Origin of the sequence: Vibrio sp. Vb1729 (genome assembly GCF_033338655.1) — a bacterium.
In the GTDB taxonomy this organism is placed as follows: Bacteria; Pseudomonadota; Gammaproteobacteria; order Enterobacterales; family Vibrionaceae; genus Vibrio; species Vibrio alginolyticus.
In genome coordinates this window covers 485,435-509,170 of sequence record NZ_JAWOTB010000011.1, presented here as the reverse complement: position 1 = coordinate 509,170, position 23,736 = coordinate 485,435, and the positions used below count along the sequence as shown (strand labels likewise).

The window sequence follows — 23,736 nt, the reverse complement described above, 5'->3', positions numbered from 1 at the left end:
AAATTAACATCATTTTAAAGACGTCATCACATCGTCTTCACTGTAAACACATAGTCTTCACTGTAAAAGGAATCTAACGTGAAAATACTAGTGCCAATCAAAAGGGTCATTGATCCCTACGTTAAAGTTCGCGTGAAAGCGGACCATAGCGATGTTGAAACCAATAACGTCAAGATGACGATTAATCCATTTTGCGAAATAGCCGTTGAAGAAGCCGTACGACTAAAGGAGCAAGGTATTGCAGATGAAGTCATCGTTGTCAGTGCTGGCGGTAGCCAGTGTCAGGAGCAACTACGTACCGCGCTTGCATTAGGCGCCGATCGCGCTATTCATGTCGATACTGAAGACAAAATAGAGCCATTAGTTGTTGCTAAGCTGCTCAAAGCTCTAGTTGAGCAAGAACAAGCACAGCTTGTGATTACGGGTAAACAATCCATTGATACGGACAACAACCAAGTGGCTCAGATGCTGGCCGCCCTACTTGACTGGCCTCAAGCAACTTTCGCTTCCGACGTGAAGATTGAAGATCAAAAAGTTCAGGTCGTGAGAGAAGTGGACGGCGGCTTGATGACGGTCACGATGAACTTACCTGCGGTGATCAGTACTGACTTACGCCTGAATGAACCGCGTTTTGCCTCTTTGCCTAATATCATGAAAGCTAAGCGCAAGCCGTTAGATACCATCACACCTGACAGTCTGGGTGTTGAAGTGGTATTTAGCCAAACCATTCAAGAAATCACACCGCCAGCGCAAAGAAAAGGTGGCATCAAGGTTGAATCTGTCTCAGAGCTTCTCGATAAGCTGCGTAACGAAGCGAAGGTGATTTCATGAAGAACTTAATCATAGCAGAGCATGACAATAACCAATTGCATGCGGACACACTCAAAGTGGTTAATGCAGCAAAACAAGTCAGCCAAGACAATGTTTTGATCGTAGTGGGCCACCAGTGTGAAGAAGTCGCTCAGCAAGCTTGTCGCGTTGATGGTATATCAAACGTAATTTGTGTCGATGATGAGCAACTTAAGCATCAATTTGCCGAGAGTATCGCACCTATTGTAGTGAGTATTGCTGAAGGTTTTGACGCAATCTGGGCTAGCTCATCATCAAAAGGGAAAGATCTTGCACCGCGAGTAGCAGCGAAGTTCGGCGTTGGGCAAATTTCCGATATTGTCCAAGTTATCGATGAAAACACTTTTATCCGCCCTATTTACGCAGGAAACGCATTTGCCAAAGTGACCACCTGCGACAAGGTTCGCGTCGTCACCGTGCGCGCGTCTGCGTTTGAGCCGGTTACTTGTCACAACCAAGCCGATATTAAGCATCAGCAGGTCACTATCTCAGCTCCAATGGTTGAATTGGTTTCTGTCGATAAAACCGTGTCAGAGCGCCCTGAATTAAGCGCGGCAGAGGTGGTTGTGTCAGGTGGACGCGGGGTCGGTAGCAAAGAGAACTTCGCGTTGATCGAACAAGTGGCCGATAAACTAGGTGCTGCCATTGGCGCTTCTCGCGCGGCGGTTGATGCCGGGTTTGTTGCCAACGACTTACAAGTGGGTCAAACCGGTAAAATCGTTGCACCTAAGCTTTATATAGCGGTTGGGATTTCCGGAGCTATCCAGCATCTTGCAGGAATGAAGGAATCCAAAGTGATTGTCGCGATCAACAAAGATCCAGAATCTCCTATCTTTGAAGTTGCCGACTATGGATTGGTTGGTGATTTATTTGAGGTACTACCTCAGCTTGCCGAACAACTTTAAACGATCAGATAAGGGGCGAACACTGCTATGTTCGCCCCTTTATTTTGTTTTTGGTCATATTCAAAAGAATTGAAATTAGAGGGACCTATGCCAAATTCTGCACCTATTTGGTCACCATCTGCTGAGCGCGTCAGCAATAGCAACTTATTACGGTTCATCGAAAAGGTTAATAAAGACAAAGCCGAAGGTACCGTAATCAACAATTACACGTCTCTACACCAGTGGTCCATTGAGCACAATGATGAATTTTGGCGACATACTTGGCAGTTTTGCAACGTAATCGGAGATATAGGTTCGCAAATCAAGAGCCTTGGCAGTCCCAAATGGACACAAACAGGTTCTAATCATCACCATGTAAATAGAGACACAGTATGGTTTGCTGACGCCACGCTGAACTACGCAGAGAACCTCCTATCTCAGGCTGAACAAGCACCAGAGCGTGAGTTTATTGTTTTTAGCAATGAAAGCGGTGAACACCGACAACTCACCGGTAAACAGTTGCTTGAACAAGTTTCCGCCATTCAACAATGGCTACTCAATTGTGGTGTCGGTAAAGGCGATGTCGTTGCGGGTTATTTGCCCTACCTTCCTGAAACCGTTATTGCCATGCTGGCCACCACCAGTCTTGGTGCCATTTGGACTTCAACCTCTCCTGATTTTGGTATCGATAGCGTCGTAGAGCGTTTTGGTCAGGTCAAACCGAAAGTTCTTTTTTGCTGTGATGGCTACCAGTTCGGAGGCAAAGCTTTCGATATGACGGACAAGAACACCACTCTTAGTAGTAAGTTAAGCAGTGCCTCCGAAGAGACTACTATTAGCGTATGCCAAATCGAATATTTACAAAACGCTGAGAGTGCTAGCACTTCTGAGTTTGTTTCTTGGTCCGATATTACTCACCACTTTTCTCCACAATCAATTCAATATCAACCAACGCTGTTTAATGACCCGTTATTCATTTTGTATTCTTCTGGTACAACAGGTCAACCTAAGTGTATTGTCCATTCCGCAGGCGGTACCTTGCTCAATCACCTCAAAGAACATCAACTGCATTGCGACATCAAATCGCAAGACAAGATTTTCTACTACACAACATGTGGTTGGATGATGTGGAACTGGCATGTTTCCGCTCTTGCGAGTGGAGCAACCTTAGTGATTTACGACGGTAGTCCGGTTTATCCTGATCACTCCGTCTTATGGCGATTAGCAGAAGAACATAACGTGTCGCTGTTTGGTACTTCAGCGAAATACTTAGAAGCACTGGAGCATGCGAACTGCTCTCCAAAACTAGAACATAACTTGAAGTCACTCAAAACTCTGTGCTCAACTGGTTCGGTGCTTTACCCAGAACAATTTAATTATGTCTATCAGCACATCAAGCAGGACTTGCATCTCGCTTCTATTGCTGGCGGCACAGATATTTGCGGATGCTTTGTACTTGGAAACCCAATCTCACCAGTTTACAAAGGTGAATGCCAAGGCGCAGGGCTGGGAATCGACGCACGTGTTCTAGAGGGTGATGGACATACTATTACGCAAAAACGTGGCGAACTGACTTGTAATAACTCACTACCTAGCTTCCCTATTGGTTTCTGGAACGACAACGGCGAACGTTATCACAACGCTTATTGGAGCAAGTTTACCGATATCTGGCACCATGGCGACGATGTGATGCAAACCGAACATGGCGGCTTTATTTTTTATGGCCGTAGTGACGCAACCTTAAATCCAGGCGGCGTACGAATCGGTACCGCTGAAATCTATCAACAAGTGAACGCGTTACCCGAGGTTGAAGACTCCATCGCTGTCGGCAAGTTAAACCAGCAGTCTGAAGAAATCTGGTTACTAGTAAAACTCGCTCACAACGTCGAGTTAACCCAACAACTCACCGATTCAATTCGCCAAACATTGAAAACAAAATGTTCACCGCGCCATGTCCCACGACAAATTTTTGCTATCAGTAATATTCCTAAAACGCGCTCAGGCAAATTGGTTGAGCTAGCAGTGAAACAATTGGTAAACGGACAAGCTGTAAAAAACATTGGTGCTATTGCTAACCCAGAAGTGCTGGAAGAAATTAAAACGCTTTTCAACATAGAAAGTGGCGCCACCGTCACTTAGAGACTCAACAAGTCTTCCAACAATACAGACGGGTATAACCTAACTGTATTTTTAGCTCGCTCGATAACTCCTCCCCACTTTCGTGGAAACTGCGCGAAATATGCTTCATGTACACAAAAAAGGTGAGATAATTCTATCTCACCTTTGAGCCATATGAGCTGGAGCATTAGTTTGGGGGTTAAGCTTTTATCAGTTGGCTCATATCTTCGCGAACTTGTGGCACCGTTAAACCAACGATGATTTGAAGGCTCTCTTGATTTCTAACAATATTCACCGCTCCGTGCTGTGTGAAAAATGCGTTCTCCTTTACCAGAGAGACATCTTTAACTTTAACACGCAGACGCGTCGCGCAATTAGTTAACAATTCAATGTTTTCTTTTCCACCCAAACCTTCAATAAAGGCACTAGCTTGTGACGGACTTGCGCTACTGTTATGGACCGCTTTCGCTTCTTTGTAGTCAGCTTTTGAATATAACTTACTATCTGCACCTTCACGTCCCGGAGTAAGTATGTTGTATTTTAAAATAAGCGCGCGAAACGTAACAAAGTAAACACCAGTAAACATGAGACCAATAATAATCTGAATCACGTATGTTCCCGCATGGTTACCAGCCAAAGGCAACCAGTTTTGGAAAATGAAGTCTATCAAGCCAGTCTGAAAGTTACCGGAAACACCAAACATAAAGGCGATCGTTGCCATTGTCGCAGATAACAACGCATGCAAAGCAAACAGCGCAGGTGCGATAAATAAGAATGTAAACTCTATTGGTTCGGTGATCCCTGTAAGAATTGCTGTGATTGCGGCTCCGAGCACTAACCCCATCACCATCTTTTTATTTTCTTTTTTCGCAACTGAATAGAGTGCTAGTGCGATACCCGTACAACCAAACACTTTACCCATTCCCGTCAACATCAAACCACCCTGAGGAAATTGTGTCGTTAAACTTTCCGAGCTCTGGGCGAATGTCTGTATATTTTGAATCCAATAGGCAACCGTTCCGCCATCGACTGCAACTGGCCCATAAAAAACGGGACCATATACGAAATGATGCAACCCCGTTGGTATCATGATTCGCTCTAAAAACGTAAATAGCCATACCCCTAACGATCCAGCAGAAACCAAGAATGATTGCAGATTATTAATACCATGCTGAATACTTGGCCAAGTCAAACAAGTTAGAATTGCCATCACGACCATAATGGGGAAACTAATGATCACAACCAATGGCGTTCCGCCAAATACAGCTGCCCAATCCGGTAGCTTTTTATCAAAGAATCGGTTGTGAACCCAAACAGAGAGACTTGCAATTAAAATGGCACCTAGCAAGTTGGTATCAAGCGTTAGAATGCCACCAACTTCAGTCAAACCTCGCTCACCTTCCGTATAGTTCACGCCCAGTTCTGGCCCCCAAAATTGAAGGATTCCACCAATAACGTAGTTATACGTAATATAGGAAACAAGTGTTGCAAGTACAGCGCGACCAGATGCTTTTTTAGCTAAAGCGATAGGTAACCCAACGGCAAAAATAAGTGCCATATTTTTAAATACAGCGAGTGATGCCTGTAAAATGATCGTCGAGACTTTAACCCAAGCACTCCCCTCTAGTGCCCAAGGAAACACTTCTTGATTTAACAGCACAACAGAGAAACCCAATAACATGCCCGCTGCTGGAAATAATAGAACGGGAACAAACATCGCGGCCCCGAACCTTTGAATAATATCTTTCATATAAACCTCTTGTTTCATTCACGGAGCCTACAAGTAGGCTCCGAACGTCCAGTTGTTATTGAAAAAATTGAGGAAGGTAGGCTTTATTTTCTTCTAGTAATTGTTTTGTTATTTCTTTAGCTTTTGGCACATTAACCACGGTACGGTTAAGTGTGAGTGCATTAATCAGCTTTTGCTGACTTCCTTCGTACCAAGCATCCACAACTAATTTCTCGTAACCAAGTTGGCTCTCAATCATGGCTTTTTGGAAGGTTGGGATTTTTCCTACAGTAAAAGCTTTCGGTCCATCACTAGTTAGCGCAGCTGGAACTTCTACCATGGCATCATTTTGTAAATTTGTAATAGCACCATTATTCGGTACGATGACGAGATACACATCGCTCAAGTTGTAGGCTAGCGAAGCCGCGACTCTCACCATGTATCGACCATGGATATCGGCATGCAGTGTTTCGTGCTTCGTGGTGCCCGCTTCAATTATTCTTGCGTTCAATTCGAACACTCGTTTCTCACGGCCGTTAATTACCTGCCTTGCACGAGTATTATTGATATCCTCTTTCGCCACCATTTTTTCAGGGTACAAATAGTACTGAAGATACGTATTCGGCAAAAACTCTGGATTATCAGCAAGCATTGTTCTCATGTTTTTGAATGTGGCTTGCCACGATGGGTCATCCGCTATTTCCGCATCAACCGCACTGATCCCTTCTTTTAGGATGATATTTTTAATTTTATCCGTTAAGTCTTCACCCTGTTTATTACGAATTTTGGTAAACCAGCCATAGTGATTAAGCCCAAAATATTCAGGAACAAAGTCCCAAATTTCACACCCTAACAATTGCGCATAGCTGACCATAATCGCTGCTGGCATATCACAAATATTTAGAATTCGCTTATCATGCGGAAATTCACGATTTAAAGCTTCAGCGACAATTGCCGCCGGGTTGGTGTAATTAAGAATCCACGCATCTGGACACGTTTGTCGGATCTCGTTCACTAGCTGGATCATATCGCCGATAGAGCGAAGTCCATATGCCATTCCTCCCGCGCCACATGTCTCTTGCCCAACACAAGAGTTGGATAGCGGGATTTGTTCATCGCGCTCGCGCATGGCCAACCCGCCAGTGCGGATCTGGATAAAGAAAAAGTCCGAATCTGCGAATGCGACAGATTTATCCGTTGTATAAACAAACTCTTCAACTTCTGGATAGTGTTCTCGCAATAGAATTTCAGTAGCTAATGCATTCGACTCTTGGCGTTTCTCATCTATGTCGTAAAACACGACTTTTGCGAGTGGAAAGTTGTCTTTTTCGGCAATAAGGCTGTTCATCATACCAAGTGTGTATGTACTGCCAGCACCAACAATCGTTAATTTTTGACGTTTCATTTCGCTACCTCAAATGTTTACCCTGAAAATGTACAAAATAAGTATTAATACTTTTATGATACATTTAAAGTGTAAGCACAAAGATACGAGATAAAAATCACACAAAGATCCTAAGGAAAAGTATTAACTACATCTCAGATCACATTCTTGCTATCATGATCCAAGACTTAGCGAGGTATTATGAAACCTAAATACATAGACATTGCGGAACGATTAGAAAAAAAGATCAAAGATGGGGAACTACAACCTAAATCGATGCTTCCAAAAGAGAGTGATTTGCAAGAAGAGTTTTCCGTAAGCCGCGTAACCATCAGAAAAAGCTTACAAATTCTGGTCGACAATAATTTAATTAGTCGGACAAGAGGTAGTGGAACTTATGTAAACGATCTAAAAGCCCAACATGATGCCTTACATTTGCTGGGTTTTATCGAGGAAGTCAGTAAACAGGGGAAAACGCCTAGCTCTCAAGTCATAAAGTTCGAACTTAAAAAGCCGAATGAGCAGGTTGCTAAGCAGTTAAATCTCTCGCCCAATGATGATACATATGAAATACATAGACTCAGATGTATTAATGATGAGCCTGAAATTTACGAAGTCACTCATATGCCAGCAGTGTTATTTCCAGACTTGAGCATAGCCATAATGAATGGTTCTAAATATGAGTACATTGAAAATAGCAAAGGATTGAAAATTGCGAAAAGCAGTCAGTCTGTCAAACCGTACTTGTTAGATGCAGAGACGGCCTCATACCTGAATGAATCAGAAGCTTCCCCTATTCTAAAAGTTGAGTCCACTGGTTACCTAGAAGATGGTCGTGCATTTGAATATACCGTCAATTACTTCCGACTTCATCAATACAGCTTCGAGTTTATTTCAACTAGGACGTAGTCCTATTCGACGCTAATGGTTAATCATTGCGCCAAATCTTATATCCGACCTCTCGCATTGCTCTGCCGAGCAGGTGGGAGGCGACTGGCGCAGTGAGAACGATAAACAACATCGTACCGATAACCCGAGAGATCACGGTAACTTCAGGGAGTGAGAAAGCGACCGCTAATAACAAGCAGCTCACTCCGACAGTTCCAGCTTTGGTCGCTGCATGCATTCGGGTATACAAATCCGGAAGCCTCAGGACACCTAGACTTGCAACCAAGGTCAACAATGTTCCTAAGCATAAAAATAGTCCAATCAACACGTCCATTATTCTTTCTCCTTTCTTTTAACGATCAAACGTGCAAATGCGATCGTGCCGAGAAATGCGACCAAACCTAATGTAATGGCGATGTCTAACAGAGCGTCCTCACCGCTGTCTAAGGTGTAAACCGTAATAAATCCGATAGTGATAAATGAAATCAGATCTAACGCCACAACTCGATCAGCTAGCGTTGGTCCTAGAATTAAACGAGCAAAAGCCATAACAAAGCTGAGTAGTAGCCCAGAATAGGCAAAAGTGACCGTTATTTGCAGCCAACTATCCACGCGTCACCTCCAAAATTCGATGCTCTAACCCATCTTTAATTCCGCGAATAACCTCTTCATGTTCAGGTGCAAACATGGCATGAACGATAAGATACTTTTTATCAGCCGTAACATCCAAACTAAGCGTGCCCGGTGTTAAAGAAACCATGTTCGCCAGTAATGTGATTTCTAGATCAGAATCGACCTCCAGAGGGACATAAACGATATCAGGCTGACTCAAATGAGTAGGTGTCACGACGTCCCACACCACTTTCGCAACCGATATAACCATTTCATAAGCGAAGTACACCAATAACTTCAATGCAGATGCAAAACGTTGAAAATAGCTCGTTTTCAATCCAAATGGTTGACTCAACCTTAAAGCAAAAAAACCGACCGTAAATCCGACAACAAAATTCAGACTCGAATAGCTGCCATTAAGCATCATCCACGCTAATGCTAAGAAAAAATTGAGGAATAGATAGATCATGCATTTCCTCCTAACACCACTCTGATGTATTCAGCCGGATTTAACAGTTGTTCTGCAGCTTGAACGGAAAATTGATAAAAAGGCTCCGCCACTAAGCCAATGATTAGCGTCAACGTCGTCAATACAATAATTGGAACGCAGTACAACCAATGTACTTTGGCCTGCAGAGTCTGTTCTGGCTTCTCTCTAAATGGCTTTTTCCAAAATGCCTCACTCCAAATTTTCGTCATCGAGTAGACAGTAAGCAACCCCACCAATAACGCGGTACCTGCTAACCAGTAATATTCAGCCTGTATGCTCGACTTGATGACCAATAGCTTTCCCCAGAAACCCGATAGCGGTGGGAAACCGGCCAGAGAAAACGCAGGTACAAGAAACAAGAACGCCAACCAAGGCATAGCTTTATATACCCCACCCAAATGTTCAAGTTGACTAGAGCCATATTTGCGCTCGATGAATCCACCTATTAAGAACAAATTCGCTTTTACAATGATGTGATGAACAATGTAGAAAATGGCACCGGCTAAAGCTAAGGGAGTGTAAATAGCCAACCCCATGATCATATAGCCTATTTGGCTAATAATATGAAAAGAAAGAATTTTCTTAATGTCGAACTGGCTAGCCGCTCCTAAAACGCCCGTTAACATGGTTAGCCCTGCGACCCAAATTAACGTCGGTTGCCAACCACTCTCGGCGAGCGGAAATACCAAGGTAAAGACTCTTATCAACGCGTATACACCGACTTTAGTAAGCAACGCGGCAAACAGTGCCACCACACCGCTTGGTAACGTGTGATAAGAAGCTGGCAACCAAGCAAATAAAGGAAAGAGTGCCGCTTTAATAGAAAAGGCAAACAAAAATAGCGCGGACAGCATCATGTTGATGCTCAATTCATTTTCCCCTACTTTGGTGTAGAGATCGGCCAAGTTCAAGGTGCCCGTTGCGCCATACAATAAACCGATAGCAAGCAAAAATACCAGCGTCGAAATCAGGTTCAACATCACGTACTTTACTGCACCATCAACTTGAGTTTTCGTTGCATCTAACACCATTAAACCAAATGATGAAATGAGCATGACCTCAAACCAAACGTACAGATTAAAAATATCTCCAGTCAGGAAAGCGCCATAAACGCCAGCAAGCAACATGTGCATTAACGCATGGTAATTGCTATAGGAGGGCTTTCGGTGAAGGTCCGCCATCGCGTAGACAACACATATCGCACCAATCACCGCCGTTATCATCACCATAGCAACGCTGAGGTAATCTGCGACAAACACGATACCAAATGGCGCACTCCACTGACCAAAAGCAACGGCTTGAATACCATTACTTATGATTTTTTCTGTGAGAAAGCCCGCAACGAAAAGGTTCGAAATCGCACTTACACCGCTCAACCACTCAACACTTTTTGTTGAGCGACGGACGAAGAAGATAGTCAACGCCGTACTCAGCGAGAGAACAACCGGTAACGTAAGCAAAATCGAACTCATTGACCCTCCTCAGAACGTTGCATTTCATCGACGTTTGCAGTTCCAGTGTCTTTATAAGCTCGATAGAACAGCATTAAAGCAAAAATAAGTAGTCCAAAACCGATGACTATCGCAGTTAAGATAAGCGCTTGAGGTAAAGGATTTGCCGCGCTATCTGGTGGTAAAAGAGCATTATCGCCAATCAATGGCGGTTCTCCGGGCGTCAGCCTCCCAGCGGTAAAAATAGCAAGGTTAACCGCACTACTGAGTAACATGATGCCGAACAAAAAGCGCAAGATATGCTTTTCAAGCATTAAATAAACACCTGCTGCGACAAATACTCCAACGACAACACTCCAGACTATTTCCATCACTCTAGCTCCTCATTAATACGAAGCAGCATACCCATCACGCCACCTATAACGGCAAGGTAAACACCAACATCAAAAACCAATGGCGTCCCTAGTGGTATCACGTCTTTCCACCACAGTCCGGTCAAAAACGGTTTATCAAACGCAAAGCTCAAAGCACCAGAAACTAAGCTCAATGCGATGCCAGATAACGCAATGAGAAACGGTTTGAAATACAACCTAGAACGAACGTATTTCGGTGATTCCGCGAACATGAGAAGTGATAAACCAATAACGGTAATCAACGCACCAATAAAGCCACCACCCGGTTCATTATGACCACGTAACAACAGATACACTGAAAATACGAGCATGAGTGCCGAAACAATGTGTGCCGTGGTTGCAAAAATTAATGATTGGATACGATTTTGCTTTTTCGCTCTTGTCTTAAGCAAACTCACTGCCGCAATCCCTGCAATAACAACGACGACAACTTCTCCCAATGTATCAAATGCGCGAAAGTCGACCAGAATAACGTTAACAATGTTTCGCCCATGTCCACCCGGGACACTGTTTTCTGCAAAGAAATCTGACACCGAAGAGTCCATCGGCTGAGACGTGATTCCTAACAAAAGTAAAGTAACCGAAACACCTATCACACCTGCTATGCAAATATTCGCTACTTTACGTTTTATTGAATGCTTGGGCACGGTGGCTAGACGCGGCATATGACGCATTAACAATGCAAGAAAGACCACCATTAATGTTTCCACTAACAGTAAAGTCTTCGCAACGTCCGGGGCGCTATAAATCATAAAAACAAGCGTGGTCATGAAGCCAATCATACCAAGCGCAGAAATCGCAAGAAGTCTTGCGTGGGACAACGTACATACGAGCGCAGCACCAATCAACAATAAGGCAATACCAATCTCATAGAAAGTGACACTTGAAAGTTCGCCAACCAAAGGCAGAGGAATAAGCGCTACCTGACTCAGTAACGCAACGGCAAGTACCGTGAAAAATAATAGGACATAGCGACTCAATTTCTTTTGCTGTAACCGCGCCGTTTGCCACTTCGCCACTGTCATCATGCCATCTAATAGTCGTTCAAAAATATTCTCCGCTTTGGGGACGAATAGATGTAACCGCTGAAAAAATGCAGACACAGCTGGATAAACACGGTACACCACATACCCCAACGCTAGCGTAATAACGCTTAACACTAACGGTACATTCACGCCATGCCATAGTGATGTCTCTTTAAGAGCTGCTGTGGGCAGAATGTCAGCAGAGCCCGGAAAAATAATATTGCGATCTAACCAATTTAAACCGAATAACGGGACCAGGAAACTGCCAAGTGCCAAGAGCAAAGGCGAGATCCACATGGCTTTTTTTGTCTCAACTGGTTTAGTTTCAATCGGCACGAGATCACGGCGAGCAAAGAATGGTCTCGCAATAAGCATAATGGTTAGCGCGACCATCAGTATATTCACGATTAATAGTACAAAGGCGATCCAGTTATTGAGCTCTACTGCGGACTTGTACATGTATTCTTTGCTCAAAAAACCTAACAACGGCGGGAACCCCGCTTTAGACAATGCAGCCAAACTCCCCGCAACCATGCTGATGACGAGAACTGACTTCAGACCGTACAATTGATCAATATCTCGTGTTCCTGTCGCTTTGTCGATATTACCCACCACCATAAACAGCGCAGCTTTATAGAAAGAGTGAGCGAGAATAAACATCAATACTGCACTAACAGCCAAATCTGTGCCCATACCTAGTAATAATGTTAATTTACCCAAAGCAACATTCGTGCTGTAGGCTAGCATCAGCTTCAAGTCAGTTTGTTTTAATGCGACAAATGTGCACCAAATGGCCGTGATACTCCCAGTGATGACTAAAGCATAAAACCAGATCTCGCTGTGGGCATAAACTGGCGATAAACGTGCTAATAGGTAAATGCCTGCCTTTACCATTGTTGCCGAGTGTAAATACGCACTGACCGGAGTGGGAGCTGCCATCGCGTTAGGTAGCCAAAAATGAAACGGGAATTGCGCAGATTTAGTAAATGCACCGAGTAGTATGATCACTAGAGATGGGATAAACCATTCATGCTGCGCAATAGTGTCTGCCTGCTCGATAATGGTATTTAGCTCATAACTCCCTGCCATTGCTCCCAGCAAGATAAGACCAGCTAGCAACGCTAGTCCACCAGCACCAGTAACAATCAGCGACTGCAAGGCGTTTTTCCGAGACGTTTTATTTTCGTGATTAAACCCGATCAGTAAATAAGAAGTGATGGTGGTGAGTTCCCAGAAAACAAATAACAACAGAATGTTATCGCTCATCACAATCCCTAGCATGGCAAGCATGAATAGGGTTAGATACAAATGAAAGGAAAACCGGCTATCACTTTCTCGTAAATAAGCCAAAGCGTAGATTTGAATCAGTGCGCCAATCCCACTGATCAGTCCCGCAAAAAGAAATGAAAGACCATCTAATCTAAAGCTAAGGTTGATATCGAGGCTTGGTATCCATTCCGCATTCCAGCTCACGCCTGCAGGAGTATAGATATAGAAGAGAAAAGAGAAGATTAAAACTGGCAGCGCAGGGAAAATCAGTAAGACCAACTGATTATCTAGGTTTTTCGGCAGGTTTTCTTTACCCGTTATGTTATTCAACATCGCAGCCCATTCGTTATTATAAGAAGGTACGCCCTATTCGGCGCAAATGACAAACTCCACTGTATTGTTTTAACCCAAGCGCTTCAAAAACGATCATGAAACCAAGGGAAAAGTAGCAAACAGTAATCACTGAGTGCTACTTAGAGGAACGCCGATACAAACCGCTATTTGCTGTCTGCTACGGCATAAGAACGTAGGTCACTACTTACGTGTTCTTGGCTGAATGTATATGGATTATCGTCATCAGCTAACTCGAATGCATCGTAGGTGCAGTCACCGATATCATTTCTCGGACAAACATAAACATTCGAACGTTCTATCATTTCTGTGTGGCATTTCGGGCATAGGTTTTTCATGTCACTCTCCTCTGATAACTTATTGATACATTGATAATTCCATGTTCTAGAGATCCATCTCCCTCCTTTACCTAAAACATCACTTAAACCCAACTTTGTTACACCCCAATTACTGAATCGGTGAGACAAAGCCATCGGGCTTAAGAGCGACCAAACTACAGTTAATCGATTGCAAAATATTTTCAGCCGTATTACCAATGACATAGCCAGATATACCAGTTCTCGCTAAGGTTCCCATTACCAGCACGTCTACCTCAATACTCTCTACGTAATCTGGAATCTTTTCGTCGGGTTTTCCATGCAGGTGGTGAATCACAATTTCACCTGTAATCCCAGACTCCTCCAACAGCTGTTGCAGAGCTTGTTTATGATCGGCTTTTGCTTTGTCGAGTTCATGTTTCAACTCAGCATCATCGACTTGAATCCAAGCGTTACCATTAAGGTAGTTTTCTAAGTAATACTCCCAGCAAGAAATCACGTGTAAACGACTATCGCAGGTGTCGGCTATCGAACGCGATAATTCGAGTAAACGCACGGCTAATGAGTGCTGTTCATCGCTTGCCGTTAATGGGTCGATAGCCACAGCAACACGGCGCTTATCTCTTGGCTTATCAATTGGTCGGTGCAACCAAAGCGGACAAGGGCATTTTCGTAACAGAGTCATATCAATAGCTTTGAAACCCTCAACACCTTCACCGAGCGGTTCAGCTTCTTTGATGATGAGATCTTTGTTATCAGCTAATGCTTCTTGAATAATACAGACAGCGGGCTTTTCACTGCTTTTCACAGTAAGAGGAAATGCGAGATCCTCTTCAGAGAGTCCCAGCTTCTGTCTGTATTCGTGAATACTTTGTTTGAGGGAGTCTTGCAGCGATTGCTCATAACTTTGCTGATACTGGATCATGTCTGTTGGGAAATCAGGACACGCTATTAGCCCTGAGACAGGCACTTTGTTGCTAGATGCAATCCTCATCGCTTGTTCGAGGGCGTCACTATGGCCTGGCAATCCTTGTGTTGCAAAAAGTATGTTTGCGAATCGTTTCATACACACCTCCTTGTTTGGTTAAATATTAACCACCCACAAAGTATAATACCTAACGGATAATTGTAACGGCTTGTGACGTTGATGAAATCAATTCTCATTAAGAGACGGATATTGCTTCATTTTGTTTTACGTCACACTCTCCTTTCTTCACAACTATCGCCTTCGACCTAAATAAATTCCGCTACCTAAATTGAGACCAAATAAAAACCCAAATTACTCAAAGTTTTTTCTCACCTTGAGTAACTTGGGTATAAGCAATAACACACTTAGTGTCCGGATTTAAATGGATGACCTAAATTTTCACGCAACTTAGTTTAAAGATGCCATCTCAATCACGAATCGATATGCAAAGTTTTACGGCTTTAGTGACCTAAAATCGCCGTAACTCAATGTTAAGGTTGTTGTTTTGTCGGTGCCAAAGCAATTTCACGAACACATACACCTTGCGGTTGCTGATAAGCAAACAGCACTGCGCGTGCAATGTCGTCTGCTGCCAACACACCGCCCATATCCACCTTCCAGGCGTCATAACCATCTTTAATATCTTGAGACGTTGTATGTGAAAGTAATTCCGTTTCCACTGCACCAGGTGCAATCGTCGTAACGCGAACATTCGATGACGCAACTTCTTCACGTACGTTTTCAGAAATAGCATGAACCGCAAATTTGGTACCGCAATAAGCAGCATGATCAGGGAATGTTTTCTTGCCCGCGACAGAGCTGATGTTAATGATCGTACCACTGTTACGTGCTTTCATAGGTGCTAGGACGGACTGCATGCCATTGAGCAAACCAATTACGTTCACATCAAACATGCGCTTCCACTCCGATGCTTCCTGAGTATCTATCTGACCTAGAAGCATAACGCCTGCGTTATTTACAAGTGCATCTACCGGACCATACAACGCTTCAGCTTTCTCAATTGCAGCCTCAAAAGAAGCTTTGTCGGTCACATCTACCTTTTCACAAAGCGTATTTGGTAAGTTTAATGCTTCCAAACGTTCTACACGTCTTGCTAACAAAAGAAGAGCATGGCCCTGTTCACTGAAGTGACGTGCAATCGCTTCACCAATGCCTGAACTAGCGCCTGTAATAACAATTAACTTTTTCATTTTGAATCCTTAATCGAACGGTTTACATCAGTGGCGGTAAGTTTAAGAAAACTTTGTTTGTTGATATATACCGACCTAGTTGAAACACTGTTGTTATACTGCAACAATACTTTTTTGAATTATGAAGAAATCATCATGCAAACACACATCAACCTTGCGGATATTCGCTCTTTCGTCCTAATCGCTCAACTAGGAAACTTCACGAAAGCAGCAGAGCAACTTGGCGTTTCTCGCTCACACGTTTCACGTCAAATAACAAATCTGGAGCAACAGATTGGTGTCACTTTGCTACAAAGGACCACTCGAACACTGAACCTCACCGAAGCAGGCAAGGTTCTGTATAAACAGTGTGAAACTGCCCTTCACAATATTGATCAAGCTGTTATGGCAGTGGTTGATGATGTAGAAGACTTAAGAGGTGACATTCGTATCAACTGTGTGGGGGGCTATTTAGGAGAAGACGTTGTCGCAGATATCGTTGCTCAGTTTCTAATCCAACACCCACAAGTGAGCATTAACTTAGATTTTAGTAGCCATCGTGTCGATTTAATCGCGGATGAATTCGATATCGCTTTTCGAATGGGAAAGTTAGACGACTCCAACTTTATCGCTCGCAAACTGATCGATGTGGAAATGGGGACATACGCAAGCCCAAACTATTTAGAAACATATGGCTATCCTTCGCATCCAAAGGACTTAGAAAAACACGTTTGTTTGACAGGTAGTGTGACACGGTGGGCATTTGAGAACACGAATACAAAGCAGTCAACGGAACACCAGATACGTGGACAGTTACGATGTAAGAGTGGCAGAGTAATGATAAAAGCAGCCTTGGCGGGAAATGGCATCATCCGTGTGCCAGCACTTTATTGTCAACAAGAACTCCAGACAGGCAAGCTAAAAGAAGTGTTTACCAATTGGAGCATTCCGAGTGTGGAATTTTCACTCCTTTATCATCACGACCGACATCAACCAAAACGCATCCGAGCCTTTGTTGATTTTACCACGCAATACTTTCGCAAACTGCAGAGTAAAGACAAGTAACCTGCATGTTGGTACCTGTCTATGTATGTTTTATAGGCTGAGCCTGCGAACCTGGGGTTTGTTCTAGAAAGAGTGTGAGCATTTTGACGCTTAAGGCTTGGTTTTCATAAACGTCAGAGGTGTTTGTCCAGTTTGCTTTTTGAAAAATGCAATAAAAGCACTGTCTGACGAAAAATCCAGCCAATCGGCAACTGCGCTGACTGGCATTCCCGTTGATAACAATTCAACTGCTTTTAAAAGCCTCCACTGTTGCCGCCAATCTTGATAATTCATGCCCGTTTCCGACTTAAATAATCGTGTTACCGTCTTGGTGCTTGCCCCAACTTTGCTTGCAAGAGTAGTAAGCGAAGGAGCTAGAAATGAAGGTTCAACCAACTCTCGACGAAACGTTGTTAAGCGCCGATGCGATGGCAAAGGCAACTGAAACGAATAACGTTTCGCAGCATAAAACTCCTCCCAAAAAAGCGCCGTCGTATTTACCATCTCGCTGCTAGGCTTATCCCACTCCCAAAATGACATTTTATCAATAAGAGCTTGGAGCAAATTATTCACTTCTATCATCGTGATCTTACTCGGACAGGCAAACTCCTCACAATCAAAATACAAAGATCGATACGCCACCACATTCGTCATTAGTGCGCGATGCGGCGTATTAGGTGGGATCCAAACCGCCTTTGTCGGTGGCAAAATACAAATCGAGTCTTCCAGAGCAAAACTCATACAACCTTGAGGTGCGTACAATAACTGCCCTTTCTTGTGCATATGCATACCTGAGTCGTGCTTGCCAATATCAGCAGCAATTCCCACTACATAATTAGTAATCTTGTCTGCATCAAATTGTGTTTTTTCGTTAATAAGCGCCATTTTGTCCGAATGTTGATGTATTTGGTTTTTATGTTGTTATTAGATCAATCATAGCCTCATTTATACTGCCCGCCAACTTCATTAACGATGGGTAACAATATGAATACTAAGCCCTCTTTATGGCTCATGCTGGTTATGTTGATGTTTCCGCAAATTGTAGAAACTATTTATAGCCCAGCGTTGAGCTCAATCGCTCTATCATTTGATGTAAACCACGCACAAGCAGCCCAAACATTGTCGATTTACTTCCTAGCTTTTGCCATTGGCGTTGTAGTTTGGGGAGTTCTCGCAGATAAACTGGGAAGAAGGCCCACCATGCTTATTGGGCTCTTTATCTATGGTTGCGCATCTTTACTCGCAACTCAAACCGAAAGCTTTGCTGTTGTCATGACCGCGCGAGCCCTAAGCGCATTTGGTATCGCGGTAGGATCCGTTGTCACACAGACCATGCTTCGTGACGCGTTTGACGGCCAAGAACTGAGTAAAGTCTTCAGCTTAATGGGGATGGGCATATCAATCAGCCCGGTAGTTGGCATGCTATTAGGTGGGCAGCTTACAGCGTTCGGTGGATACCGTTATGTGTTTTTTGCCTTGTTTTTAATCGCGTTAGTATTACTCGCTTATAACGTTATTAAGCTTCCTGAAACACAGAAGGAACAGACACCAGTGCGGTTGCATCAACTTAGCTGGGAAATGGTAAGAGACGCGCGAATTTGGCGCTCAGGATTATTGGTTGCTTTGTATAACATTGCTCTATTTTCTTATTACCAGCTTGGCGCATTTACTTTCTCAGCACTTGGGTATAACTCCGAACAATTTGGATACAGTGGCATGGTACTGGGGTTAGGCACTCTGCTTGGGAGTTATTTAAACAAATCCCTAGTGTCTAAAAATGTTCGAAAAAGCCAACTACTTTGGCTCTCAGCAGTATTGCTTAGTTTGGGATCAGTCGGTGTGTTGATTCTGAGCCAATCAATCTGGTTTGTTGCTCCAATGGTGTTAGTCGTCATGTCTTATGGGATTGCGATACCCAATATACTCAGTGACGCACTCGTTGATTATAAACAACAGGTAGGTAGCGCAGGCGCTTTATTTGGGCTCATGTACTACATCATGATCGGGACGGGACTAGCGATGGCTGGAACAGCACAAAACTTAGGTGTCGTTCTATTAGCATGTAGCTGTTTAGCGATTTTATTAGCGTTTTCTAAAAGGCAAGTTCATACCAACTTGTGACCAGATACTACGCATTGCTTGCCTAATCTTCCGAAGATTGGTCTACATCTTTTCTAACGGTTAACTCAAACGTAAATAAAAAGCGCCTGTCGGCGCTTTAATTATCCATAGATCTTATTGCCATGTTGGCTCGCCAAACTCTTCACAACGTTGCTTGTCGTAATTTTCAATGCGCCCGCGTTTACCTACAAACTGAACCTGAACAACCATTCCAGCTTCAACATATTCACTGAAATAATCGCAAGAAACACGAAAACTAGTATCGCGTATCACAATTGGTACCCATTCATAGCCGCCGCTGCGTGGTAAGTAAGACTTGAAGGTAATGACCCCGTCATCTGAAACGTTGATTTCTTCATCATATTCATTCAACTTATAAAAACGTTGTCCATCAAACTCTGCCTTTGCTTTTTCAATTATTTCGTTCGTTGCTGTCGATTGCATCGGCGTATTTGAGACCAGTTGACACCCAACAACAGATGTCAATACGGACAAAGTCAAAGCGAGTTTAGTTATTTTATTCATTTACCTAACCACTGTTGAATTATTCAACACTTACCACTTTAAAAGGAGGGAGACCATACTTTATTTTAAAGAAAATAAAAAGCGCCTTTCGGCGCTATTAATTATACATCCCTTACCCAAACGTCTTTGACGTCTTTCTTAAGAAGGTCAATCACACTCTGGTGAATAAAAACTAATCCAAAGTCTTCTTCTAGTTTAAATATTAATCGTTCTTCTAAGGGAATATTTTCTAATTTAGAGAAATCAAACTCCGTTGACTCGATGTCTAACCAGTTTAACTTGCCGTATTGTTTTTCTTTGTCCGTCAATTTATAAGTTTGATGGATGTAAGGCATTCGATAATCTTCGTAAACTTTAATTTGATCATCTGTTGGTTGGCCTGGAGAACAATCGACACGAGCGTCTAACCACTCTACTCCGTGTACGACCAGTTTCTCCACTTTTGACGCAATATCGCTGATGATAAATAACTTTGGAGAAAAGGTCATTTCAAGCAGTAAATCAGGCTCAACTGGCACTATTGGCTTAGGGCTTTGCTGGAATGGGAAGTCAGTCAAAGATTGTTTAGATAAAACTATGTAGTTAGTCATTATTATATTTACCTACTTACACTAGACTCGGGGCGTCTCTTCGGATGTATCAAATGAAAAGGCAACGATACTAGTGTTTATTTTACCCTCCTCATCTAAACGGACAAGCGCTTCAAACAACTCGATTGAGAAGAACGTTTTTGTCATTCCGACAGGTTTAAAAACATGCCTCTTGCTATCCGGAAGTTCCTTGATCTTTTCATCAGATAAGTAAAAACGAGTAGTTACGTCAGTCACTTTTATGCTTTTATCATAATCAACGACATCTACTAAGTTATCTACTGCTATTATGTAGCGCTCAGTTAACACTCCGTCTCCGGAACAGGTTAATTTTGCGGGATAAACTTCAACACCGTATGGGTCGAAACTCATAATTAGTTCAGCAATAGGCTTAGTGACATTAAAAGCGCCACCTTTGATTAAATCTAATGCTTCAATTTCATAGATATCATCATCTTTCCACACAATCTCACTTTTACAAGAAGTAGGAGTGAAATCATTATCATCATAGAAAGACGACCGAATATCAACGGAAGTAAATAATGATTCACCCTCGTTAAAGTCCTCATTTAAGTATGTTATTTGCATTTTAAACGTAGAAAGCTCCTAATTTCATTACGTAAACAAGGTTGACAACCAGTACAAACACGATCAGTTATACTAGATACTAAAAAATCGATCAAAACATAAAATTTATTTTTAAATAGATCTTCATATAAGTCTTTAGAAAAAAACATGCCCTTCTTCATTTGTAAAAAACGAACTTTCATCTCGTAATATTGGTTCCAACTTATAATAACCAGACAAAAAATAATCTGTCTTAAAATAACGGATTGATATAACACCCTCAGTTAAATTAAGAGCATCAATATAACGTATTTTCCTTTTAACATAATCACTTATAAAAATACTTAATCCGTATGTTTGGGATATATCCGGCTCAACTTTAACAAGTCGGATTTTATAATTATACAAGCTAACTAGGTCATCAATTTTATGCTCTGTATAATTCATGACATTTCCCATTCAACTGACCAATCGGAAGCCTTTTGATACTTTGCATATGAAAAACTCTTAACAGAGTTGATTTTCTCTATAATTGATTTATGAAAAAAAACAACGATAGAACCATAAGAGGGTTTGAATACCAACCTTTCCTCGACGGGTATTTCTGATAATAGATCAAAGTTAAACCCCTTAACTTCATTCTCTATATCGATAATATTATAACAATGAAGATAAACAAACTCTTTCTCTTTGATCTTAGCAGGAACAAGTGAGTTTTTGTATAGCATTAATTCTGATAATACTGCAAGAAAATCCAGGTCAAACAATATCTCAGTGTTGACAGAAACATCAAACGGAGCATCGATAGCGCTGAAATTCTTTAAGCTAATACACTCAAAGTTAACATGCATGGTTGTAGATATCGCTTTATCCATTAACAAACTAAATCCACGTTCATCTTCCATGTTTACTACAAAATTCACCTTTGTGTAGTCATTTGATAACACATAATATTCTTCACTAATTGGTATCACACCATGCTTCTTAAACAAATAATAAAAAGAAGGCTAAGCGTTCAGCTTGCGTTTCCTCTTACAAAATACTCAACACATTACATAAATTGAAGTTACGTGCTCAAAAAAGCGCCTTTCGGCGCTTATTATACATCCCTAACCCAAACGTCCTTGACGTCTTTTTTAAGAAGGTCAATCACACTTTTGTGAATGAAAACTAAGCCAAAATCTTCTTCTAGTTTAAATATCAATCGTTCTTCTAAGGGGATATTTTCTAATTTAGAGAAATCAAACTCTGTTGACTCGATATCTAACCAGTTCAACTTGCCATATTGTTTTTCTTTATCCGTCAATTTATAAGTTTGATGTATGTAAGGCATACGATAATCTTCGTAAACTTTAATTTCATCATCAGATGGCTGGCTTGGAGAACAATCCACGCGAGCGTCTAACCACTCTACTCCGTGTACGACCAGTTTCTCTACTTTTGACGCAATATCACTGATGATAAATAGCTTCGGAGAAAAAGTCATTTCCAAAAGCAGATCAGGCTCTACTGGCACTATTGGTTTAGGGGTTTGCTGGAATGGGAAGTTAGTTAAGTTTTGCTTTGTTAAAATAATATAGTCTTCTTTCATTATTTTCCCCTAAAATTTAGGTGCACGCATAGATGTATTCTTCTTCATTTTCCTAACTAGAGAAAATCTTGAATCATTACTAATCAAATCATAGATTTCTGGAGCGAAAAATACTGCAGTATCAGCTCCTTTAGCCCTATAAACCACCCGTTTATGGAAGGGGATCTTTAAAATTTTCTCTGGGCTTAGAAACAATCGGTGGACGATCAGGTCCCCATTGTTTGGTGATACTTCTACAACACTTCGTTCAAAGTCGACAACGTCTTGAATGTTATTCAGAGCTAGTATATATCGATCGGTGATGACTCCATCTTTAGTCGATAGTGATGCTGGATAAAACTCTACACCATAAGGATCAAAGCTCATTACAAGATCTGCAAATTCTTTAGTAACACATATGTCACCATTGTCCGAAATGGGGTGAACCATGGAGGAAGTTACATTTTATCCTCCCATCTTATTGGACTCTCCGAACTCGTTGGGTGAAAATTATTTGTACTATATAGAAATTCACGATCATCCACACATTGGAATACCGTTGAACTTCTCATATAGTCCTCAGAGATTACCGAAAACTCCATCTTATACCTCTTTATTGTTTGGTAATTATCTTGCTTTGCTCTCTTACACTCATAAGGCGATATTACTAGTGAAGGAATTAAAAACACATCAATAATCTTCTGTAGGAGCAAACCTTTTTACAAGCGGAATTGGCTGATTAGGATATGTTAATACGTTGGATGGAACCGAATAAGAAAATTCATCCGGAAAATCATAAAGTGGTGTTTCAACAATTTCTCTAGCAAAGTAATAATCGCTCATTTACAACTTCTGACGTTCTTATTTTATTCTTGTTCTTTAATTCAACAGGCATCAGCGGTGCTTCAATCGTAGTATTAAAGAAAAAGCGCCATGAGACGCTTTTCAATGCTGGCAGTCTAATAACGGCCATATGGAGCTGTGGTATCATACCATACATCGACACATCCAGCTGACTTCAAGTCTTTAACGAAGTTCTCACTAATATATAATTCATTATTCTCGTTAAAAACAAAAGCATATTTTTCTTCTACTTCTAAATCTGTCAGGGCTGGGAATTGTAAAAGTTCAATTGTTTTATAATCATCAAACTGTCTATCATAATCGTCGGGATTACTACCAAAATCAAAATGACTATCCCAAGTATCTTTTCCTTCTAACCAAAATTCATTTAACTTTTCTAAAATTTCTTCCCAAATTACGAATCGGATAGTATTGTCAAAAATAATAAACAAGTCAGGGTTAGAAAAAACCATACCTGGTCTTTTTTCTGGTAGAATATTGCTTAAATTTTCTTTAATAAACTTAATATACATATTACT

The 23,736-nt window shown here is 41.9% G+C and carries 26 protein-coding genes and 1 pseudogene; 6 read left to right on the top strand and 21 right to left on the bottom strand.

Annotation, left to right across the window (positions count from 1 at the left end):
- Positions 1 to 78: 78 nt before the first annotated feature.
- The 3 genes from R7E29_RS07095 to R7E29_RS07085 all read left to right on the top strand — a co-directional run bounded on the left by R7E29_RS07095 (position 79) and on the right by R7E29_RS07085 (position 3,872).
- Positions 79 to 831, top strand: a complete 753-nt coding sequence (locus R7E29_RS07095; protein WP_054576078.1) for an electron transfer flavoprotein subunit beta/FixA family protein — start codon at positions 79 to 81, stop codon at positions 829 to 831.
- Positions 828 to 1,754 carry an electron transfer flavoprotein subunit alpha/FixB family protein gene (locus R7E29_RS07090; protein WP_054576079.1) on the top strand — a complete coding sequence of 309 codons (927 nt, stop codon included), beginning with the start codon at positions 828 to 830 and terminating at the stop codon, positions 1,752 to 1,754. The genes R7E29_RS07095 and R7E29_RS07090 overlap by 4 nt, the downstream gene beginning before the upstream one ends.
- An 87-nt stretch (positions 1,755 to 1,841) precedes the next feature.
- The gene (locus R7E29_RS07085; RefSeq protein ID WP_155489398.1) at positions 1,842 to 3,872 is read left to right on the top strand and encodes an acetoacetate--CoA ligase; all 2,031 of its coding nucleotides are present in this window, start codon (positions 1,842 to 1,844) and stop codon (positions 3,870 to 3,872) included.
- Positions 3,873 to 4,050: 178 nt separating this feature from the next.
- Here the strand turns inward: R7E29_RS07085 and R7E29_RS07080 are convergent, their stop codons facing one another.
- Complete coding sequence (locus R7E29_RS07080; protein WP_054576204.1) at positions 4,051 to 5,601, bottom strand: alpha-glucoside-specific PTS transporter subunit IIBC; 1,551 nt, start codon at positions 5,599 to 5,601, stop codon at positions 4,051 to 4,053.
- 55 nt (positions 5,602 to 5,656) lie between these two features.
- Positions 5,657 to 6,985, bottom strand: coding sequence for a 6-phospho-alpha-glucosidase (locus tag R7E29_RS07075; RefSeq protein ID WP_005373308.1), 1,329 nt, complete (start codon positions 6,983 to 6,985; stop codon positions 5,657 to 5,659).
- A gap of 180 nt (positions 6,986 to 7,165) precedes the next feature.
- On the opposite strand from R7E29_RS07075, the gene R7E29_RS07070 reads away from it, so the two are divergent.
- A complete protein-coding gene (locus tag R7E29_RS07070; RefSeq protein WP_005373312.1) occupies positions 7,166 to 7,873 on the top strand; it encodes a GntR family transcriptional regulator in 708 nt (235 codons plus the stop codon).
- Between the two features lie 19 nt (positions 7,874 to 7,892).
- On the opposite strand, the gene mnhG is transcribed toward R7E29_RS07070, so the two are convergent.
- From mnhG to R7E29_RS07025, 9 genes are all read right to left on the bottom strand, one after another.
- Complete coding sequence (gene mnhG / locus R7E29_RS07065) at positions 7,893 to 8,186, bottom strand: monovalent cation/H(+) antiporter subunit G (RefSeq protein WP_005373314.1); 294 nt, start codon at positions 8,184 to 8,186, stop codon at positions 7,893 to 7,895.
- On the bottom strand, positions 8,186 to 8,464 hold the full coding sequence (locus R7E29_RS07060) for a cation:proton antiporter (protein ID WP_005373317.1): 279 nt from the start codon (positions 8,462 to 8,464) through the stop codon (positions 8,186 to 8,188). The genes mnhG and R7E29_RS07060 overlap by 1 nt, the downstream gene beginning before the upstream one ends.
- Positions 8,457 to 8,933, bottom strand: coding sequence for a Na+/H+ antiporter subunit E (locus R7E29_RS07055; RefSeq protein WP_005373320.1), 477 nt, complete (start codon positions 8,931 to 8,933; stop codon positions 8,457 to 8,459). The genes R7E29_RS07060 and R7E29_RS07055 overlap by 8 nt, the downstream gene beginning before the upstream one ends.
- Positions 8,930 to 10,426 carry a Na+/H+ antiporter subunit D gene (locus tag R7E29_RS07050; RefSeq protein WP_054576081.1) on the bottom strand — a complete coding sequence of 499 codons (1,497 nt, stop codon included), beginning with the start codon at positions 10,424 to 10,426 and terminating at the stop codon, positions 8,930 to 8,932. The genes R7E29_RS07055 and R7E29_RS07050 overlap by 4 nt, the downstream gene beginning before the upstream one ends.
- The gene (locus R7E29_RS07045) at positions 10,423 to 10,776 is read right to left on the bottom strand and encodes a Na+/H+ antiporter subunit C (protein WP_054576082.1); all 354 of its coding nucleotides are present in this window, start codon (positions 10,774 to 10,776) and stop codon (positions 10,423 to 10,425) included. The genes R7E29_RS07050 and R7E29_RS07045 overlap by 4 nt, the downstream gene beginning before the upstream one ends.
- The gene (gene mbhE / locus R7E29_RS07040) at positions 10,776 to 13,445 is read right to left on the bottom strand and encodes a hydrogen gas-evolving membrane-bound hydrogenase subunit E (RefSeq protein WP_318082518.1); all 2,670 of its coding nucleotides are present in this window, start codon (positions 13,443 to 13,445) and stop codon (positions 10,776 to 10,778) included. Before mbhE ends, R7E29_RS07045 begins: the two co-directional genes overlap by 1 nt.
- Positions 13,446 to 13,609: 164 nt before the next feature.
- Entirely contained in the window at positions 13,610 to 13,801 is a 192-nt protein-coding gene (locus R7E29_RS07035; protein WP_005373328.1) for a hypothetical protein, read from the bottom strand.
- 109 nt (positions 13,802 to 13,910) lie between these two features.
- Positions 13,911 to 14,846 carry a universal stress protein gene (locus R7E29_RS07030; protein WP_054576083.1) on the bottom strand — a complete coding sequence of 312 codons (936 nt, stop codon included), beginning with the start codon at positions 14,844 to 14,846 and terminating at the stop codon, positions 13,911 to 13,913.
- A gap of 392 nt (positions 14,847 to 15,238) precedes the next feature.
- Complete coding sequence (locus R7E29_RS07025) at positions 15,239 to 15,958, bottom strand: SDR family oxidoreductase (protein WP_054576084.1); 720 nt, start codon at positions 15,956 to 15,958, stop codon at positions 15,239 to 15,241.
- A 135-nt stretch (positions 15,959 to 16,093) separates the two neighbouring features.
- Here R7E29_RS07025 and R7E29_RS07020 point away from each other — a divergent pair, with 135 nt between their 5' ends.
- Positions 16,094 to 17,002, top strand: a complete 909-nt coding sequence (locus tag R7E29_RS07020) for a LysR family transcriptional regulator (protein WP_005373334.1) — start codon at positions 16,094 to 16,096, stop codon at positions 17,000 to 17,002.
- A 90-nt stretch (positions 17,003 to 17,092) separates the two neighbouring features.
- On the opposite strand, the gene R7E29_RS07015 is transcribed toward R7E29_RS07020, so the two are convergent.
- A complete protein-coding gene (locus R7E29_RS07015; protein ID WP_054576085.1) occupies positions 17,093 to 17,866 on the bottom strand; it encodes an AraC family transcriptional regulator in 774 nt (257 codons plus the stop codon).
- A gap of 99 nt (positions 17,867 to 17,965) precedes the next feature.
- On the opposite strand from R7E29_RS07015, the gene R7E29_RS07010 reads away from it, so the two are divergent.
- Complete coding sequence (locus R7E29_RS07010) at positions 17,966 to 19,102, top strand: multidrug effflux MFS transporter (protein WP_053304701.1); 1,137 nt, start codon at positions 17,966 to 17,968, stop codon at positions 19,100 to 19,102.
- Between the two features lie 114 nt (positions 19,103 to 19,216).
- Here the strand turns inward: R7E29_RS07010 and R7E29_RS07005 are convergent, their stop codons facing one another.
- The 9 genes and pseudogenes from R7E29_RS07005 to R7E29_RS06965 all read right to left on the bottom strand — a co-directional run bounded on the left by R7E29_RS07005 (position 19,217) and on the right by R7E29_RS06965 (position 23,730).
- A complete protein-coding gene (locus R7E29_RS07005; RefSeq protein ID WP_017633710.1) occupies positions 19,217 to 19,627 on the bottom strand; it encodes a hypothetical protein in 411 nt (136 codons plus the stop codon).
- 101 nt (positions 19,628 to 19,728) lie between these two features.
- On the bottom strand, positions 19,729 to 20,217 hold the full coding sequence (locus R7E29_RS07000; RefSeq protein ID WP_017633712.1) for a hypothetical protein: 489 nt from the start codon (positions 20,215 to 20,217) through the stop codon (positions 19,729 to 19,731).
- Between the two features lie 21 nt (positions 20,218 to 20,238).
- Positions 20,239 to 20,805: an imm11 family protein gene (locus tag R7E29_RS06995; protein ID WP_017633713.1), complete on the bottom strand. Its 567-nt coding sequence runs from the start codon at positions 20,803 to 20,805 to the stop codon at positions 20,239 to 20,241.
- Positions 20,806 to 20,940: 135 nt separating this feature from the next.
- A complete protein-coding gene (locus R7E29_RS06990; protein ID WP_054576086.1) occupies positions 20,941 to 21,231 on the bottom strand; it encodes a hypothetical protein in 291 nt (96 codons plus the stop codon).
- Positions 21,228 to 21,689, bottom strand: a complete 462-nt coding sequence (locus R7E29_RS06985; RefSeq protein WP_230856627.1) for a hypothetical protein — start codon at positions 21,687 to 21,689, stop codon at positions 21,228 to 21,230. Before R7E29_RS06985 ends, R7E29_RS06990 begins: the two co-directional genes overlap by 4 nt.
- 194 nt (positions 21,690 to 21,883) lie before the next feature.
- The gene (locus tag R7E29_RS06980; protein ID WP_017635715.1) at positions 21,884 to 22,375 is read right to left on the bottom strand and encodes a hypothetical protein; all 492 of its coding nucleotides are present in this window, start codon (positions 22,373 to 22,375) and stop codon (positions 21,884 to 21,886) included.
- A gap of 9 nt (positions 22,376 to 22,384) precedes the next feature.
- Positions 22,385 to 22,956: pseudogene (locus R7E29_RS23060) on the bottom strand (hypothetical protein).
- Between the two features lie 88 nt (positions 22,957 to 23,044).
- The gene (locus tag R7E29_RS06970; protein WP_157632379.1) at positions 23,045 to 23,197 is read right to left on the bottom strand and encodes a hypothetical protein; all 153 of its coding nucleotides are present in this window, start codon (positions 23,195 to 23,197) and stop codon (positions 23,045 to 23,047) included.
- 116 nt (positions 23,198 to 23,313) lie between these two features.
- The gene (locus tag R7E29_RS06965) at positions 23,314 to 23,730 is read right to left on the bottom strand and encodes a hypothetical protein (protein WP_054576087.1); all 417 of its coding nucleotides are present in this window, start codon (positions 23,728 to 23,730) and stop codon (positions 23,314 to 23,316) included.
- Between the last annotated feature and the right edge of the window lie 6 nt (positions 23,731 to 23,736).